Consider the following 17924-nt stretch of genomic DNA (forward strand, 5'->3'; position numbering starts at 1 on the left):
CGTCCCCCGCGGGGGAGGGCGCAGTGCAGCGGTATAAGTACCATTACGGTGAGGATCCCAGCCAGTGGGGGGAGCTGTATCTCCCGGAAATGCCCGACGGCGGTGCGCACCGCGGCGTGGTGGTGGTCATCCACGGCGGCTACTGGCGCTCGCAGTACGGTGCGGAGTTGGGTGAGCCACTGGCCAGGGACCTGGCTGCTCACGGAATTGCCGCGTGGAACCTGGAGTACCGACGGGCCGGTAACGGCGGCGGCTGGCCCAACACCTTTGCTGACGTACTGGCCGGGATCGACAAGCTCGCGGACCTCGCCGCCGGCCATTCCCTGAACCTGGACCGCGTGGTGGCACTGGGCCATTCGGCAGGCGGACACCTGGCAGTGTGGGCTGCGGGGCGCGACCGACTGGCCCAGCTGGGACTGCCCGACGCCGACCGCCAGGTCCCGCGGCACGACGGCGCCGGTGCGGTGCGCCTGACCGGCGTGGTCAGCCAGTCCGGGCTGCTCAACCTGGCTGAGGCGGAGAAGCTGGACCTCAGCAACGGTGCCGTGTGCAACCTGCTGGGCGGGTCGCCGTCGAAGTATCCGCTGCGGCTCCGCTACGCCGACCCGATGACCGCGATCCCGCTGGATATCCCTGTCCACGTGGTCCACGCCGTAGGGGACGGGGACGTACCGCTGAGCCAGTCTGAGTCCTATGCTGCTGCCGCCAGTGCGGCCGGCATGTCCGTACGGCTCACCAAGGTGCCGGGAGACCACTACGACCTGATCGATCCCAAGTCCACCGCGTACAGGGAATGCAGGGAAATGGCGCGGAATTTGCTGGGCTGATCCGGCCAGTTTTTGTGGACGTTCGCGGCAGGAATCTGCCGCTATGCCAAAAGGATTTTTCTAAATCCTGCATTGTGCGGCTGGCCCCAGCACTAACCGGCCAGCCCGAGTCCGGATGTGACGCTTGACACCTCTCAAGAGATGGTTCTATATTGTTGCCAAGTCGTTTTAGCAAAACGATTTTTCACCCCAGCATCTCGCCATTTCCGTTCGAGAGAAAGTGAGTCGACAGCGATGTCCACTCGAAAGACCATCAACAGGTTCGCCACCATCGGCGGCATCTGCACCGCCGTCGCACTGGTAGCCACCGGCTGCGGCGCAGGGGGCCCGACATCCACGGGTAGCGCCGGCACCAGCACCGTCAACGTCCTGGTGGAGGCTGGCGGCCACGCCGAACTGACCGGCGTCGCAGAGCAGTGCAAAAAGGACGCGGGAGTCGACGTGAACTTCGTCGAACTGCCCTACGACGGCATGTTCAACCGCCTCTCCAGCGAATTCTCCTCCGGCAACGTCTCCTTCGACGTTGCAGCCCTGGACTCCGTCTGGCTGCCCAGCTTCAAGGACGCTGTCCAGCCTATCGACGAGATCTTCACCGACGAGGCCAAAAAGGACATCTTCCCCGCCCTCGTCAAGGAAGCGAACGTGGACGGACATTTCATCGGCCTGCCCGCCTGGACTAACGCAGAGATCATCCTCTACCGCAAAGACCTCTTTGAGGACACCAAGAACAAAGCAGACTTCCAGGCCAAGTACGGTTACGAGCTGACCGCCCCCACCACCTGGAAGCAGTACCAGGACATCGCGGAATTCTTCACCAAGGACGGCATGTACGGCACCGACGTCAAGGGCGCGGTGGAAACCGAATGGCTCGCCCACGTCCTGCAGGCGGGCTCACCCATGGTCCTGGATGAGGACAACAAGGTGGTCATCGACAACGACGCCCACAAGGAAGCACTCGACTTCTACGTCAGCCTCTCCAAGTCCGCCCCGTCCGGCGCCGCCCAGGTGGATTGGGCTGCCGCCCAGAACCTGTTCAACCAGGGCAAAACGGCAATGACCCGCTTCTGGGCACACGCGTACAGGCAGATCCCCAAGGATTCGCCAGTTGCCGGCAAGGTGGGCACCGCGCCCATGATCGCCGGATCCGCCGGTATTGGCGGTGTCCCGGGACCGTGGTACCTCACAGTCCCGAAGGCCACCAAGAACACTGAAGCGGCCAAGAAGTTCATCAAGTGCGCCTACGACAACAACAGCATGGGTATCGAATCCAGCCTCGGCCTGGCTTCCCGTATCTCCGCGTTCGAGAAGTACCAGGACAAAGAGGGCTACGAGAGCTTCGGGCCGTTGATCGAGACCCTGAACGGTAAAGCGACGGCCACCCGCCCCGCGACTGAAAAGTGGCAGCAGATCGTAGACACGGTACTGGTTCCCATGCTCCAGAAGGCCGTGGCCGGCGGGGACTCCGCCACCCTCCTCGCAGACGCCAAGAAGCAGATCGAGGACCTCCTTAAGTAAGACCCCCGTGGCCGGCACCTGCCGATACGGCACTCGTAGTCCGGTGCCGGCCACGGTCCCAACCAGCGGAAGAGAAAACCGTGCGTATCTCCGATCGCCGCTTCGCATTGTTCCTGATGACACCAGCGGCGCTGTTCCTGGCAGTTTTTGTCGCCTTCCCGCTGTTTCGCCTCGTAGCGGACAGCTTCTTCAAGATCTCGCCGATCGCCGGCGGCCCCCGCGACTTCGTGGGCCTGGATAACTACTTCCGGGCCTTCGCCTCGGAAGCCTTCATGGGCGCAGGTTGGCGGACCCTGGCCTACACCCTGGTGGTGGTCACCCTCGAATTCGCCCTCGGGCTGGGCATGGCGCTGCTGTTCACCACCCTCGGGCGCAGCTCCCAAATCTGGCGGACCGTGTTCATGTACCCGCTGATGATCGCCCCGATCGTGGCAGGCCTCCTGTGGAAGTTCCTGATGATCGATAACTTCGGGCTTATCGGAACCCTCCTGCACCAGGCCGGCATCCTGTCCAACCCCAATCAGATCGGCTGGCTGTCCGATCCCAACATTGTGCTGTTCTCGGTGGCCATTCCGGACATCTGGTTGACCACGTCCTTCATGTGCCTGGTCCTCTTTGCCGGCCTGCAGAACATTCCCGGTGACCTGATCGAAGCAGCGCGCCTTGACGGTGCACGCGCACCGGCTCTGCTGTTCCGCATTATCCTGCCCCTGCTGCGGCCGGTCATCGCCGTGGCCCTGGTAGTCCGCGGAATCGACGCGGCCCGGGCCTTTGACACCATCCTTATCCAAACCAACGGCGGACCGCAGTCCGCCTCGGAAACCATGAGCCTGCTGATCTACCGGACCATGATCCGCTTCGGTGATCCCGGGCTGGCAAGCGCCATGGGCACCCTCTATCTGCTGGCCATGCTCGCCGTTGCATTCGTCGCGGTGTCCACCATCTGGCGGCCAGGAAAGGACAACTGATGCGCGTCGCTGAACGAATCAGGCCCGACGGCGGGAAGTCGCGCGCGGTGACTGCCGAGAATTCTGTGCCAACCACGCATGCCGGTGGCCGCAAGCGCCGGGGCGTCAATCGCGAAGGCCTGGAGGCTGGCCGCCGAAGCACCAGGGCACTGCTGTGGATCCTCCTCGCGGTAGCTATGGTGCTCTACGGATTCCCGTTCCTGTACCTGCTCTTCACGTCCTTCAAGACGCCGATTGATACCATCGCGGTGCCGCCCACCATCCTTCCCCGGGAATGGACGTTGGAGAACTACACTAACGCGCTTGGACGCAACGGAGTCCTCGCCTCCTTCATCAACAGCACCCAGACGGCCATCATCAGCACCGTGCTTTCGCTCGTGCTGGCGGTCCCGGCGGCCTACGGCATCACCCGCTACAAAACCCTCAGCGGCAGGATCTTCATCATGGCCGCCCTGGTGACCCGCATGGTGCCGCCGGTGGCGATCGGTATTCCGCTGGCCTCGATGATGGCAGCCGTTGGCCTGTCAGATACCCCCATTGCCCTTTCCATAGCCCACACCACCATCTCGCTGCCGCTCTCGATCTGGCTGATGTCCAGCTTCTTCGAAGCGGTGCCGCAAGACTTGGAGGAAGCCGCGACTGTGGATGGTTGCAGCCGGCTCGGAGCCCTGTGGCGGGTGGTGATCCCGGTCGTCTCCGGCGGTATCGCCGTCACCGCGATCTTCGCCTTCCTGGCCTCCTGGAACGAGTTCCTCTTCGCACTCCTGATGACAGCGATCCGCTCCCAGACAACGCCGGTGGTGATCGCGAACTTCCAGACCCAGTTCGGCCTGGACTGGGGCTCCATGACCGCGCTGGCCGCCGTCTACTCCATCCCGGTCATCCTCCTCACCCTTCTCTTGCAGCGCAAGATCGTCGCAGGCATGACGCTCGGCGCGGTCAAGGGCTAGAGATGGCAACGAGTAGCCTACTGGTAACCCTCAGGGGCATCGCAGACCATAAGGACGTGGGAAACAGATGAGCAACAAGAACATCGGTATCAAGGACGTGGCCGTCGCCGCCGGTGTGTCCGTGACAACTGTCTCCCACGTCCTCAACGACGTTTCCTACGCTCGAATCAGCCCGGAGACCAAGGACAAGGTCAGGAGCATTGCGGAGCAACTGGGCTATGGCCCCAACCGCCTTGCCCAGGCTCTTCGCACCCAGAGGACCGGCATGCTGGGCCTGGTCAGCGAGGATATCGCCACCACGCCCCACGCCGGCCGGATCATCCTCGGCGCTGACGAGGCCGCCAAGGCCCGGGGTTATAACCTCATGATCATCAACACCTCCGGTTCGGCCAGTTTGGAATCCAGGCAGGCCGACGTCGAGGCACTGTTGGATCGCCGGGTGGACGGAATCCTCTACGCCACGATGTACCACCGCAATGTGGAACTGCCGGCCAACCTCGGCAGCGTGCCCTCCGTCCTGGTCGACTCGGTGGCCATTGGCGGAAATATCACAGCGGTGGTCCCGGACGAAGACGGTGGTGCACGTGCCGCCGTTGGCGCGCTCCTGGAAGCAGGGCACACGCGGGTGGGCTTCATCAACAACACCGACGATGTCCCGGCAACCCGTCAGCGGCTCCAGGCTTTCCGGGCCACGCTCACCGGAGCAGGGCTCGACGGCGACGCGGCACCTGTCGAGTCCGAGATCTCCGAGGTGCAAGGCGGCTATGAAGCGGCCCGGCGGATCCTGGCACGCGAGGACCGGCCAACCGGCTTGTTTTGCTACAACGACCGGATGGCGATGGGAGCCTACCGCGCCGCTGCGGAGTTGGGACTCACCATCCCTACTGACCTTTCAGTCGTCGGCTTCGATGACCAGGTTTTGATCGCCGCCAACCTCCACCCCGGCCTCACCACCGTGGCCCTGCCCCACTACGAGATGGGTGCGTGGGCCACCGAGCACCTGATTGACGCTGTCGAGGGGAAGACCGACCTCACCCTCATGGCACTCCACCCGACCATTCTGAGCTGCCCCCTGGTGCGCCGTGATTCCATCGCGGCTCCCCGGCAATAGGCAGCCATCCCCTTCCACTTCCCCAGAGGAACGCCAGACATGACCAGTGCCCTTGATGCCGCACGCCCGGAAACAACCCCTGCCGGAACCTCGAGGTTCCGGCCTGCCATCCACTTCACGGCAAGGGATACCTGGCTGAACGACCCCAATGGCCTGGTTTTCTACGAGGGCCTGTACCACCTCTTCTTCCAGAACAACCCGTACGGCAACGTCTGGGGAAACATGTCCTGGGGCCACGCCACCTCCCGTGATTTGCTGCACTGGACCGAACACCCTGTTGCCATTGCCTGCGACGAGACAGAGGACATCTACTCTGGCAGTGTCGTAGTCGACTACGGCAACACGTCTGGTTTTAGCACGGCCGACGAACCTGCCCTCGTAGCCATTTACACCAGTGCCTACAAAGCCGCATCTGAACACAGCGGCACGCAGGCGCAGTCCCTGGCTTACAGCACAGACGCAGGAATGACGTGGCGAAAATACGACGGCAACCCAGTCCTCACCAGAGACTCCGCGCACTTCCGCGATCCCAAAGTCTTCCGCTATGACGGGGACGAAGGTGCCTGCTGGATCATGGTCGCCGTCGAAGCGCAGCACCAAAAGGTGGTCTTCTACCGTTCGGAAGACCTCAAGTCCTGGGACTTCCTGAGCGATTTCGGGCCGGCCAACGCCGACGCCGGGGAATGGGAGTGCCCCGATCTTTTTCCCCTGGCGGTGGACGGGGACCCGGAGAACATCAAATGGGTCCTGATTGTAAACATCAACCCCGGTGGAGTAGCAGGAGGTTCCGGCGGCCAGTACTTCGTCGGCCATTTCGACGGCGTCCGCTTCGTTCCGGACGCCGGTTCACTTGCGGCGCCGGCCGGTGTGTCCGCCATCGCCGAGCCTGAGGCGGCCGCTGCCGCCCTGCGGCAATGCCAATGGCTGGACTGGGGGCGCGACTGCTACGCCTCCGTATCCTTCAGCAACGCCCCGGATGGCCGGCGCATCATCATCGGCTGGATGAACAACTGGGACTACGCCAACGAGCTGCCCACTGCCCCCTGGCGGTCCTCGATGACCCTTGCCCGCGAAGTGCGCCTCACAGCAGTCAACGGCTCTGCCTGCCTGACCCAGCGCCCGGTCCTGGCCGGCCCGGGTGCAGGAGACGAGCGGCCTGCTGCCAAGGACCAAATGACCGCAGACGCCTTTGAGCTGCGGAATTCGGCCCTCCGGTTGCCGGATGCGGTGCCTGGTAGCGCCCAAATCATCGAGGCGGAGATACAGCCCGGAAGCGCCGAACGTTTTGCTTTCCGACTCTTCGGAAGCCGTAACGGGAGCAAGGGCACCCTCCTCAGCTACGACACGACCAGCGCCCAGCTCATCCTTGACCGCAGGCAGTCAGGCAACACAGGATTCCACGAAAAGTTTCCATCCGTGGCATCAGCCCCGCTGGTACTTGATGACGGCGTGCTTAAGCTGCAGATCGTCGTCGACCATTGCTCGGTGGAAGTCTTCGCACAGGGCGGCAGGGTGGTCCTGACCGACCTCATCTTCCCCGAAACCGAAAACTCGGAGAACTGGATATCGGCTGAGGGCGGCTCAGCAACAATACTGAAACTCGCGGTCTCGACACTCACCTAGGGGAAGAACCTATGTCAAGCAACAACTACTACGACGTGACGACGTGGCCGGTCGGCAATCCGTCCAAGGACGTCGGTGAAGTAATCAACAGCATCATCGCCGACATCAAGGACCGGCAGAACGTCACCGATGCGAACAACGGAGGAAAGCCGGGCGCGGTCATCTACATTCCGCCGGGGGACTACCACCTCCGTACGCAGGTGGTGATCGACGTCAGCTTCCTTCGAATCCAGGGCTCGGGACACGGCTTTACGTCCTCAAGCATCCGGTTCAACGTTCCCGAAGACGAATGGCCCAACTTGCATGAGCTGTGGCCAGGAGGCAGTCGCGTTATCGTCGACATTCCCGTCGGCGAAGGCCGGGAGGAATCCAAAGGAGCCGCCTTCTACGTTGAGCGAAGCGGGAGCCCGCGAATCAGTTCGGTCGAGTTCTCCAACTTCTGCATCGACGGTTTGCACTTCAACTCGGATGGCTCGGGAATGCCTTCGGAGAACACCTACGTCAACGGCAAGACCGGTATCTATGTGGCGAGCGCCAATGACTCATTCCGCGTCAATGGCATGGGGTTCGTCTATCTTGAGAACGCCCTCACCATCTACAAGGCGGACGCCCTATCCATTCACGACAACTTCATCGCTGAGTGCGGAAGCTGCATCGAACTGCGGGGGTGGGGACAGGCATCAAAGATCACCGACAACCTGGTGGGAGCGGGCCCTAAAGGCTATTCGATCTACGCAGAGAACCATGGCGGGCTCCTGATAACCGCGAACAACGTCTTCCCCCGTGGTGCGAGCAGCGTCCATCTCAGCGGCGTCACGCGTTCAAGCGTCTCCAACAACCGTTTGCACTCGTTCTACCCAGGGATGGTGATTCTCGAAGCCGACAGTTCGGAAAACCTCGTGGCCACGAATCACTTCTTGCGTGACCATGAGCCCTGGACGCCCTTCCTGGGAGTGGACAACGGACTGAACGACCTCAACGGACTTCTCTGTGTCAGCGGCAGCAACAACTCCGTGATCGGCAACCACTTCTCCCAGATCATCGACTCAGAGAGCATCCGGCCAGTAGGAGCGATGCCTGTCATCATCCGGCTGCTGGCCGGGTCGGGCAACTTCGTCTCCAACAACCACGTAGTGGCGATGGACGTTCACTCCACGTCAAGCGACTCCTGCTTCGAGGCTCAAGTGGACGCTCTGTTGACCACCCAGGCTTCGGAGGGGCTTCCCGTTACCGCCGTGATGGTCGATTCCGAATCAGTTCGGAATACGATCCTGGATTCCGGAACTGAAGCCCAAGTTATCGCCGATAGGGCTGTGAACGCCTTGAGGACCACGCCCACGGTTGGTTTCACAGAACAAACCTCAGAAGCTCTGGACCCCCGCCTCAGCACTCCGGCGCCGCCGCAAAGCAGCCCGTAATGGTGGCCGGGATGGATGATGGCGGGTGTCCGGGGCCAGCTTCTCTGGCAGAGTATGACCCATGCTCACTGTAATCGGCGAGGGCCTTGTTGACGTTGTCCAGCGCGCCTCCGGAATCGAAGCCCACGTGGGCGGCAGCCCCCTCAATGTCGCGGTAGGGCTCGCCCGCCTGGACCACCCGGTCCAGTTCATCGGCCGCTATGGCCGCGACGCGTACGGTGATTCCGTCGCTGCGCACCTTCGCGCCAGTTCAGTGATGCTGCCGCAGGGACCGGACGACCTCCCCACCAGTGTGGCCACCGCCCTGATAGACGACGACGGCGCCGCCACCTACACTTTCGACCTCACCTGGGAACTCCCCGGGCTGGCGGACCGCCTCGCCTTTATGCTGCAGGGCACCACCCTGCTGCACACTGGATCCATCGCCACGATGCTGGCGCCGGGCGCGAGCGCGGTGCTCGCCGCCGTCGAATACGCACACCCGCGCGCCACCATCAGTTTCGATCCCAACTGCCGGCCCAGCATCATCACCGACGTGGATTACGCACGGAACCAAGCGGAGAAGTTCGCCGGTCTGGCGGATGTGGTCAAGGCCTCTGACGAGGACCTGGAGTGGCTCTATCCCGGGGTTGACCCGCTGGACTCAGCCCGCCGCTGGCTGACCCTCGGCGGTACGGAGGGGCCGGCGATGGTGGTGGTCACTCGCGGCGCTGCGGGCCCCTGGGGCATCACGGCGGCTGGCGAAGCGGTGTATCCCGCGCCGGAAGTAGTGGTGGCAGATACCGTTGGCGCCGGCGACTCCTTTATGGCGGCGCTGCTGTCCGGGATCGTGGACCGTGGCCTGGACGGTGCGCAGAACCGGAAGGACCTGCGTGAGCTTCCGGCCGAGGGGTTGGCCGACCTCCTGGCCCACGCCTCCCGCGCGGCCGCGGTCACCGTGTCGCGGCCCGGCGCCAACCCGCCGACACGTGCGGAACTGAACGCCGTCCCGGGGGAGTAGCCCCGGTGCCCGAGGGGCGCGGGGCAGCCGAGGCAGACATCCGTCCCATGGATACCAGCTATCTCAAATGCTTGATTCCCCGATAGCCCAAGCCTTGCCAGAGTGAGGGAAGTCACTTGGCGCCTATATCAGCGCCGTCCCTTAGTGACCACCAAGAGGCTAAGGAAAATTCAATGGAGAATACTCAGCTCAAGGGCACCGAAACCAGGAACGAAACGTCCGGTCCCGCGCCGTCGCGGACGGCCGGACGACTCCAGGCGACCCTCCTGGTTGCCGGCAGTTGCATGCCGGTGCTGGGGGCCGTACTGCTTGCACCCATCCTCCCCACCTGAACCAGGCGTTCGCGGACACCCCTGGCGTTGCCGTATTGGTGCCGCTCACCCTGACCCTGCCAGCACTGTTCGTGGCGCTCTTCTCGCCCCTGGCCGGCTATGTGGCCGATCGCGTGGGGCGGAAGCAACTGCTGGTCTTCGCCATGCTCGCCTATGCCGCCTTCGGCACAGCACCGCTTTGGCTGACCACCCTGGAATCCATTGCCGTGTCGCGGGTCGGCGTCGGCATCGCTGAAGCCGCCATCATGACCTGCTGCACCACCCTCATCACGGACTACTACTCAGGCGAGCAGCGGAACAAATACCTTGGGCTTCAGACCATGGTCAGCGCGCTCGCGGCCACCGCCTTCTTCGCTCTCGGCGGCGCCTTGGGCAGCATCGGCTGGCGGACGCCGTTCTGGCTCTACGCTGTCAGCGCAGTCATCGTCATCCCCATGGTCTTCAAGCTCTGGGAGCCGGCCAAGAGCCAGCGCACGACGGCGGCCAAAACGCCGGTGCCATGGCGGCACATCGGTGCCCCGGCCGCGGTGACACTCTTCGGCGGAGTCGTTTTCTACGCACTCATCGTGCACTTGCCGTACGTCATCACCGGGCTGGGTGTGGGCGATGCCGCCCTTATCGGACTGGCGGCAGCCATCGCGTCCCTCGCTACCGCCGCAGGAGCCATCTCCTTCCGCTACCTGGCAAAGCTGGGCACGCGGAACCTGCTGGCACTCGCGTTCGGGCTGGCCGCCGTCGGGCTCTCCCTGGTCTCGGTGGCGGGCAACGTGCCGCTGGCGATCGCGGGGGCAGTCATCGCCAGCGCCGGAACGGGTGTGCTGTTGCCAACCCTGCTCACGTGGGCCGTGAATGGCCTCGAATTCCAGCAGCGTGGCCGGGGGACGGGTATCTGGACGGGGACGCTGTTCATCGGCCAGTTCCTGACGCCTATCGTCCTCGGAGCAGCCGCCGCAGCACTGGGCAGTCTGGGCTTCGCGTTGGGGGCACTGGGAATCGCGTGTGCGGTGGCGCTGCTGGCGGTCCTAATCCGGGGTCCGCGGACGGTGCCCGTCAACCTCTAAAGGACTCAGGTCCATGTGTGGATAACCTATGGGTATGAAGAACCTGGACCTGAACCTGTTGCCCCAGCTGCAGGTCCTGCTGGAGCTGAAGAACGTTTCCCGCGCCGCAGAGCGGCTCCAGCTGAGCCAGCCGGCCACCAGCGCGGCCATGGCCAGGCTCCGGCGGCATTTCGACGACGAACTCCTGGTCCGGAACGGCCGCACGTACGATCTCACGCCCTTCGCGCATTCCCTGGTCCCGCTGGTTGATGAAGCCATGCTCCACATCCAGCGGGCCACGCGCGTCCGGTCCGGTTTCGATCCCGCCACCAGCGAGCGGGAGTTCATCATTGCCGCCTCGGACTACGCGGCGGCGCTGATCGTTGGGCCGCTGCGGGGCATCCTGCGGGAGGAGGCCCCCTCCGTGTCAGTGGATTTCGTCCCTACTGCCGGTTCCAGGTTCCAGGGCCAGATGGCTGACTATTCGAAAATCGACTTGCTCGTGGGGCCGACGGGGTACCACATGCAGGGCACCAGCAAGCAGTTGTTCCGCGACAGCTTCGTTGCCGTGGCTGATACCGGTAACCCGCTGCTCCGGCAGCCCCGGCTGACCCTGGCGGACCTGGTTACGGTTCCCCACGCCGTCGGCTATTTTGGGGAGGGAATCAGCACTCCTGCCGACAAGCTGTTCGAATCAAGCGGAATGCAGCGCCGGGTAGCCGCAGTAGTGGCAGGTTTCCTGTCCCTGCCGTTGCTGGTCGAGGGAACTGATTTGGTGGCGATGGTGCCACGCATGCTGGCAGCCAGGGCGCAGCGCGGGGCCGAGATCGTGGTGCTGGAGTTCTCCGAGGGGGCCGAAGCTTCCCTGGTGGAAGCCATGTACTGGCATCCGTCCCAAACGGAGGATCCGGCCAGCGTCTGGCTGCGCTCCGTGGTCCAGCGCGCGTGCTCCAGGCTGCACGAACTCTTCCCGGTCACGGCCCACCCGGTGCCCATCACCCTCCCAACTAGGTAGCAGTTGATGTCGTTTTGGGCGCTCATAACGACATCTGCTGCTACCTAGTTGGGATTGGGGGAGGACGGGTCAGCGCATCGCGTCCGAGACTGACTTGGCGCCACCGTGGCCAGACTGGCCGCCGTCCACCGGAATCTCTGCGCCCGTCACGTAGGACGACAACGGGCTCAGGAGAAACAGCACGACGCCGGCTACCTCCTCCACGCTTCCAGTCCGTCCCAGCGGGGTCTCGGCCAGCGTGGCATGCTTGAATTCCGGCTTGGCGCTCGCCGTCATGGGCGTTTCGATGAAACCCGGGTGGACGGTGTTTACCCGGATGCCGCGCGGGCCAAGTTCCATGGCCGCCACTTGGGACAGTCCCCGCAGGGCCCACTTGCTGGCGGTGTACGCCACCGGATAATGCGCCGTCAGGCCTGCAACGGAGCCCACGTTCACAATCGCAGAGCCGCTGGCCATCAGAGGCGTGAGGGCCTGGATTCCGAGTAGGGCTCCGGCGACGTTCACTTCATAGACCCGCTGCAGGTCAGCCACCAAGACATCGAGCAGCCTGCTCCGCTGGGTGATCCCGGCGTTGTTGACCAGTCCGTCCACCTGCCGCCCCTCGGACCGGATCCAGTCAGCGAGGCCGGCCCAATGCGAGGCATTGGACACGTCAAGTTGCCGGTACAGCAACGCGCCCGCCGAGGCTGGAGGCAAGGCCAGGTCAGCCGGCATCTCCGCCGCGAGGTCGGTGGCGATGACCAGCGCTCCGGCTTCCGCCAGCAAACGGGTCTCGGCAGCGCCCTGGCCCTGCCCGGCGCCGGTGACAACCACCGTCCGCCCCTCAAGCTGAAGGGATAGCACGCTAAATCCCGGACGTAGCCGCAGAGGCAACCCGGTTGCGTGGGCGGGGACGGGCCGGAATGCGGGTCACAGCTTCACGCCGTGGGCCTACGGTGTTCTCGATGCTGCCGATTCCTTCGATCGTCATGCGGACAACGTCGCCGGTCTTCAGCGGCGGGGGAGTCTTCGCGCCGTTCCGCCCCCAGAGCTCGGCGAGGCAGCCGCTGCCGCACGTTCCGGATCCCAGGACATCCCCTGGCCGCACCACGGAATCCTGGGAGGCGTAGGCAACGAGTTCGGCGAACGGCCAACCCATGTTGGAGAGCAGGTCCTGCCCGATGGTTTCGCCGTTTACTTCCACGGCCATGGAGATAGGCAGGAATCCCTCGGCGTCGTGCCGGTCCTCAAACTCGTCCGCGGTGACAATCCAGGGCCCCAGCGTGTTGGCGAAGTCCTTGCCCTTGCACGGGCCGAGGCTGACTTTCATCTCGCGGCGCTGCAGGTCGCGTGCGGACCAGTCGTTGAGGATGGTGTACCCGAAGATGTGCTCGTGTGCCCCTTCCGCCGTCAGGTTCCGGCCGTCGCTGCCGGGAACACGTCCGACGACGGCGGCCACCTCCGTTTCAAAGTCCAGCTCATCACAGCCCGCCGGAATACCGATCACCTCGCCGGGGCCCGTCACCGTGTGCGGATTCGTGAAGTAGAACGTGGGTGCCTCGTACCATTCGGGCAGAACGCCGGCCACGCCGTCGATGCTCTTCCGAACGCCTTCGACGTGTTCCTCGAACGCCACAAAGTCCCGGATGGTGGCGGGGACCAACGGGGCGACCAGTTGCACGTCGGCCAGTGGGAGAGGTGCGGCGGAAGCGATGGTTTCCCTGGCACGGGCCAGGGTTTCGGCAAGCCCGGCTTCGAGCAGGGTGTTGACGCCCTGGCCTGCGGGCAGTGCGTAGCAGTGTCCGTCATCGACGAAGCCGGACTGCGTCGCGCCGTCGTGGTTCCAGCGTGCGATCTTGACCATTCGCGTGTTCCTTAGGCTGTGGGATGGGCGGTGAAGACTGAGGCGGGCGTGATGCCCAGCGCGGCGGCGTTACGTGCCAGGACCTTGGCTGCGTCGGCCGCGGACAGGCTTGCCGCACGCACTTCGGCCGCCGGGCTGTCGGAGCCCATATCGAACGGATAGTCCGAGCCCAGCAGCACCTGCTCCGGCCCGGCGGCCGCAACCAGTGCCCGGAGTTCGGCCGCGCTGTGGACCAGGGAGTCGAAGTACAACTTCTTCAGGTACCACGACGGCGGGTGGGCGCAGCCGTGCGCTTCCGGCCGGACCTTCCAGGCGTGGTCGGACCGGCCAAGGCTGGTGGGAAGGTAGCCGCCGCCGTGCGCGGCCAGCACTTTCAGGTCCGGGTGGCGGTCCAGGACGCCGCTGAAGATCAGGTGGGAGAGCGCCACCGCATTTTCGGCTGGCTGCGAGACGGTGTTGGCGAGGTAGTAGCGGTCCAGCCGTTCATCCAGCGAGCAACCGAAAGGATGCAGGAAGACAAGGGCGCCGAGCTCTTCGGCCCGGCTCCAGAACGGTTCCAGCCGTGGATCGGACAGTTCAACGGTGCTGCGGTCCGGATCGTGCGGGGTGGCGGCGAACGAGCCGATCTCGACGCCGAGCAGCCCGCATTCCAGGACTGCGTGCTCCAGCGCTTCGACCATCAGTGCAGGATGCTGCAGCGGGACCAGACCCAGGCCGTTGAGCCGTTCCGGGGCGCGGTCCACGAACTCACGGACGGCTTGGTTGGCTTGCCTGGCCACCTGCAGGGACAGTTCGACGCCGGCGAAGTAGTAGAAGTGCGACGGCGACGGTGAGACGAGCTGTACGTCCACACCCTGACTGTCCATGTCCGCCAACCGACGGTCCAGATCGGTCAGCTGCGGCCAGCGTTCCTTGATCATCCGGCCCGAAGCGGCCAGGGATTCGGGTCCGTTGCGCCGCACTTCCAGGGCCTGTTGGGCGCCGAAGCCGCCGGGGTCGGCTTCGGCAACCAGCTGTTGCAGGGCCGGGAGGAGGATGTGGGCGTGGACGTCAACGGTGCGGGCCGGATCACTAACGGGATGCGCGCTCATGCGGGTTCCTTCAGCATGGTGGACAAGGAGTGCATGAGGCCGGGCACATCGGCGTCGCGGACGCCGTCGAGCATCCACTGGCCCAGCTGGACGGAGGCGTTGACCACTGCTTTGGCACGTTCCAGACGGCGGTCTGTGAACTCCTTCCAGAGAGTTTCGGTGACGTCCTCGGCATTGATGAGCAGTTCGGCCAGGACGGCCGCGTCCTCCAAGGCCATGGCTGCGCCCTGCGCCACCGTCGGTGGGCAGCTGTGCGCGGCATCGCCGATGATGACGGTGCGGCCACGGTTCCAACGGCCGTCCACCAGATGGGTGGTGAACCACGTGTAGTTGATGCGGGCGCTGTGGTCCAGATTGGCGCGGATCTCGTTCCAGGGGCCGCCGTACGCTGCGGCGAGTTCGGTCATGATGCGAGGGCCGTCCTCGTGCTTGCGCTCCTGGGCCTTCTCCACCAGGTAGGCGTAGATGGTGTCCGGACCTGTAGGGCAATAACCGGCGATGAAGCAGGGGCCGCCGTAGGTCAGGTCGGTGCGGACCACGTCCGCGGGCCGCTCAACGAAGGCGCGCCAGATGCCCATGCCGGTGGGCTGGGGCTCGACGTCGATGCCAATGGCTTTGCGGACGGCAGAGTGCAGGCCGTCGGCACCAATCAGGAGGTCGTAAGTGGCGGTGTCGCCGTCGGCGGTGCTTACGGTGACGGAACGGCCGTCGTCCGCTATCCCTGTGACGGTTTTGCCGTAGCTGATGCGGGCACTGGCCTGCTCGGCCCGTTCGCGGAGGATGGCTGTGAGGTCGGGGCGGTACATCCCCAGGGTGGCCGGAAGGTCGTCGCCGCCAGTACGGATGTCCTCCAGTACGGCGATGACGGTGCCGGCGGGGTCCGGGGCGCGCAGGCCGAGGGTGCTGAACGGGTAGCCCTTTACCTCGATCTGCTCCCAAACACCGAGCTGGCGGAAGATTCGTAGGGCGTTCCCCTGCAGCGTGATTCCCGAGCCGACGGTCTGCGGGGTTTCGGCCTTCTCGAGGATTTCGACGTGGACTCCGGCGTCGGCCAGCAGGATGGCGGCGGTCAGTCCCGCGGCTCCCGCTCCGACGATTCCGACGTTCTGTACTGCTGCCATCGCTGACTCCTTTGTGTTGACGGCGTTACTGCTGGTGTCTGTTTGCTGCTGTTAACTGAAAGCTACCGGACTGTGTTTACCGGACGGCGATCGGGTTGACTGGGGAGCCCACGGCGCCAGTGATGGGGAGCGGCGCGGCGGTGAGCAGGAAGTCGTACCTGCCATCCGATGCGCATGCTTCCGCCAGGCCGTCCGGGTCCCACATTTCACCCAGGAACAGCCCCAGGTTGGGGATGGCGATCTGGTGGAGTGGCTGGAAAGCACCATCAAACTCGTTCGGACGGACTTCGAAGCCCCAGGTGTCGGTGGCGATTCCGGCGATTTCGCTGCGGTGCAGCCACGGCGCGGTGCTGAAGGACAGGCCCGGGGCAGACCCGCCGGCGTAGTCGCCCCAGCCGTCGCGGCGCACCCTGGTGTGCTGCCCGGTGCGGATCACCACGATGTCGCCGCGGCCCACCTTCGAGCTGGGTCCCTGCAGTTCAATGGTCCGCTCGAGGTGTTCCGGGGTGATGGCGAAACCGTCCGGCAGTTCGCCGTCGTTCCTTCCGAGCTCCGGCCCGAGGGCCCGACCGACGTCGAGCAGGACGCCGCGCGTGACGATTTTGGCCGCCGCGGTTTCGATGCCGGTCACCAGGTCGCCCTCAGAGGTGACCACGTCGCCGGCGGCCCGGCCGTTCCAGGCCTTGCCCTGGTCGAAGATGTGGCCCAGCCCGTCCCACTGCGTGGAGCACTGCAACGGCATGGCGATGACGTCGTCCGCGCCGCCGAAACCGTGCGGGAATCCCTGGTTGCCGCGTTCAGCGTCCACTCCAGTGTCCGTCATGGTGTGGACGGGGTTGGTGCGGCGCCGCCAGCCCTTCTGCGGGCCGTTGGTGTCGAACGGCTGGGACAGCGAGAACGCTTCACCGCTTGTGACGAGGGCCGCAGCTTCGATCCGCTTGGCCGCGTCTATGAAGTTCAGCGTTCCCAGCACGTCGTCGGCACCCCAGCGGCCCCAGTTGTTGTGGGCTGCGGCCATAGCGCGGATGCTGCCCAGCGGGTCTTCACGCCGGATCACCGGAGAATCGTTTGATTCCCCGGTACCGGTTTGGTCCGCCTGAGCGGTGTGCTGCTGCGAAGTCACTGGACCTCGTCCTTGCAGTGGATCAGCTGGGTGCCCAGGCCGGTGATGGTGCCTTCCATGACGTCGCCGTCCTGGAGCAGCCGGCCCCAGTGCTGGCCGTTGCCGGCGGGGCTTCCGGTGAGGACCAGGTCGCCCGGGCGAAGCGGCATGATCTGGGAGGCCTCGCTGACCAGCTTGGCCACCCCAAAGATCATGTCTGAGGTGGATTCGTCCTGCATCGGCTTGCCGTTGAGCTTCAGCGTGACCTGGACGTCCTGTGGGTCGCCGAAGAACTTGGCGGGCACCAGCAGGGGTCCGGTGGGAAGGAAACCGGGGGCGTTCTTGGATCGGTACCAGTCTGAGCCGATCGCGGGCATGTCTTTGCGGAAGACGTACTCGCGGGTGGTGATGTCGTTGACCATGGTGTAGCCGAAGACGTAGTCCAGTGCCTCCTCCGGGGTGACCCGGAACGCCCTCTTGCCGATGACCGCTGCCAGTTCCAGCTCCCAGTCGTGGGACGTGGAGTAGGAGGGAAGGGTGAGGTCGTCAGTGGCGGACGCGATCGCCGTCGGCAGTCCGATGAAGAAGTACGGCGTGCCCTGGCCCGCGCGCTTGTCCATCATGGCGGCGGTTTTGGCGCGCACTTCCTCCTCGTCCTGGCCCGGTTCGCGGTGCGCGGCTGCCAGGTCGATCACGTGCTTGCGGTAGTTGGCTCCGGTCTGAAGCACCTGAACGGGTTCCACCGGGGCAAGGATTTCGACGTCGGCGGCTGCCAGGCCGGTGTCCCCGCCTGCCGATGCGGCGAGGGTGTCCAAGTGCTCTTCGGTGGTGTCCCAGTGCTCGATCAGGGAGTTGATGTCGCCGTCAAGCGGCAGGACCCGGCCCGCAACCAGCAGGCCGACGCGGGCCTTGCTGTCACCGGATTCCTGGAACCGGATGAGGGAATATGTCGCTTCAGGCATATTCCT

General features: G+C 64.7%; 17 protein-coding genes. 11 read left to right on the forward strand and 6 right to left on the reverse strand.

Annotation, left to right across the window (positions count from 1 at the left end; all coding sequences use genetic code 11):
* The first annotated feature begins 23 nt into the window (after positions 1-23).
* From V9L17_RS04020 to V9L17_RS04070, 11 genes are all read left to right on the forward strand, one after another.
* A complete protein-coding gene (locus V9L17_RS04020; RefSeq protein WP_337350567.1) occupies positions 24-827 on the forward strand; it encodes an alpha/beta hydrolase in 804 nt (267 codons plus the stop codon).
* A gap of 234 nt (positions 828-1061) precedes the next feature.
* Positions 1062-2342: an ABC transporter substrate-binding protein gene (locus tag V9L17_RS04025; protein ID WP_337350568.1), complete on the forward strand. Its 1281-nt coding sequence runs from the start codon at positions 1062-1064 to the stop codon at positions 2340-2342.
* An 80-nt stretch (positions 2343-2422) separates the two neighbouring features.
* Positions 2423-3310, forward strand: a complete 888-nt coding sequence (locus V9L17_RS04030; RefSeq protein ID WP_337345283.1) for a carbohydrate ABC transporter permease — start codon at positions 2423-2425, stop codon at positions 3308-3310.
* A complete protein-coding gene (locus V9L17_RS04035; RefSeq protein ID WP_337345284.1) occupies positions 3310-4260 on the forward strand; it encodes a carbohydrate ABC transporter permease in 951 nt (316 codons plus the stop codon). Before V9L17_RS04030 ends, V9L17_RS04035 begins: the two co-directional genes overlap by 1 nt.
* A 67-nt stretch (positions 4261-4327) precedes the next feature.
* The gene (locus V9L17_RS04040) at positions 4328-5371 is read left to right on the forward strand and encodes a LacI family DNA-binding transcriptional regulator (RefSeq protein WP_337350569.1); all 1044 of its coding nucleotides are present in this window, start codon (positions 4328-4330) and stop codon (positions 5369-5371) included.
* Between the two features lie 39 nt (positions 5372-5410).
* The gene (locus V9L17_RS04045) at positions 5411-6994 is read left to right on the forward strand and encodes a glycoside hydrolase family 32 protein (RefSeq protein ID WP_337350570.1); all 1584 of its coding nucleotides are present in this window, start codon (positions 5411-5413) and stop codon (positions 6992-6994) included.
* A gap of 11 nt (positions 6995-7005) precedes the next feature.
* The gene (locus tag V9L17_RS04050; protein WP_337350571.1) at positions 7006-8412 is read left to right on the forward strand and encodes a NosD domain-containing protein; all 1407 of its coding nucleotides are present in this window, start codon (positions 7006-7008) and stop codon (positions 8410-8412) included.
* Between the two features lie 61 nt (positions 8413-8473).
* Positions 8474-9412: a carbohydrate kinase family protein gene (locus V9L17_RS04055; protein ID WP_337345288.1), complete on the forward strand. Its 939-nt coding sequence runs from the start codon at positions 8474-8476 to the stop codon at positions 9410-9412.
* Between the two features lie 173 nt (positions 9413-9585).
* A complete protein-coding gene (locus V9L17_RS04060) occupies positions 9586-9744 on the forward strand; it encodes a hypothetical protein (protein ID WP_337350572.1) in 159 nt (52 codons plus the stop codon).
* A 38-nt stretch (positions 9745-9782) separates the two neighbouring features.
* Positions 9783-10805: an MFS transporter gene (locus V9L17_RS04065; protein ID WP_337350768.1), complete on the forward strand. Its 1023-nt coding sequence runs from the start codon at positions 9783-9785 to the stop codon at positions 10803-10805.
* 34 nt (positions 10806-10839) lie between these two features.
* A complete protein-coding gene (locus tag V9L17_RS04070; RefSeq protein WP_337350573.1) occupies positions 10840-11799 on the forward strand; it encodes a LysR family transcriptional regulator in 960 nt (319 codons plus the stop codon).
* Between the two features lie 69 nt (positions 11800-11868).
* Here V9L17_RS04070 and V9L17_RS04075 read toward each other — a convergent pair whose 3' ends face one another.
* The 6 genes from V9L17_RS04075 to V9L17_RS04100 all read right to left on the reverse strand — a co-directional run bounded on the left by V9L17_RS04075 (position 11869) and on the right by V9L17_RS04100 (position 17918).
* Positions 11869-12642, reverse strand: a complete 774-nt coding sequence (locus V9L17_RS04075; RefSeq protein WP_337350574.1) for an SDR family NAD(P)-dependent oxidoreductase — start codon at positions 12640-12642, stop codon at positions 11869-11871.
* 1 nt (position 12643) lies between these two features.
* On the reverse strand, positions 12644-13642 hold the full coding sequence (locus V9L17_RS04080) for a fumarylacetoacetate hydrolase family protein (RefSeq protein ID WP_337350575.1): 999 nt from the start codon (positions 13640-13642) through the stop codon (positions 12644-12646).
* Between the two features lie 11 nt (positions 13643-13653).
* Positions 13654-14733 (reverse strand): amidohydrolase family protein, encoded by a 1080-nt coding sequence (locus V9L17_RS04085; protein ID WP_337350576.1) that lies wholly within the window; start codon positions 14731-14733, stop codon positions 13654-13656.
* Positions 14730-15854 carry an FAD-dependent monooxygenase gene (locus V9L17_RS04090; protein ID WP_337350577.1) on the reverse strand — a complete coding sequence of 375 codons (1125 nt, stop codon included), beginning with the start codon at positions 15852-15854 and terminating at the stop codon, positions 14730-14732. Before V9L17_RS04090 ends, V9L17_RS04085 begins: the two co-directional genes overlap by 4 nt.
* Positions 15855-15930: 76 nt before the next feature.
* Positions 15931-16872, reverse strand: a complete 942-nt coding sequence (locus V9L17_RS04095; protein WP_337350769.1) for a cyclase family protein — start codon at positions 16870-16872, stop codon at positions 15931-15933.
* A gap of 101 nt (positions 16873-16973) precedes the next feature.
* A complete protein-coding gene (locus V9L17_RS04100) occupies positions 16974-17918 on the reverse strand; it encodes a fumarylacetoacetate hydrolase family protein (RefSeq protein ID WP_337350578.1) in 945 nt (314 codons plus the stop codon).
* Positions 17919-17924 lie beyond the last annotated feature (6 nt).

Source organism: Pseudarthrobacter sp. CCNWLW207, from assembly GCF_037203945.1.
Lineage (GTDB): Bacteria > Actinomycetota > Actinomycetes > Actinomycetales > Micrococcaceae > Arthrobacter.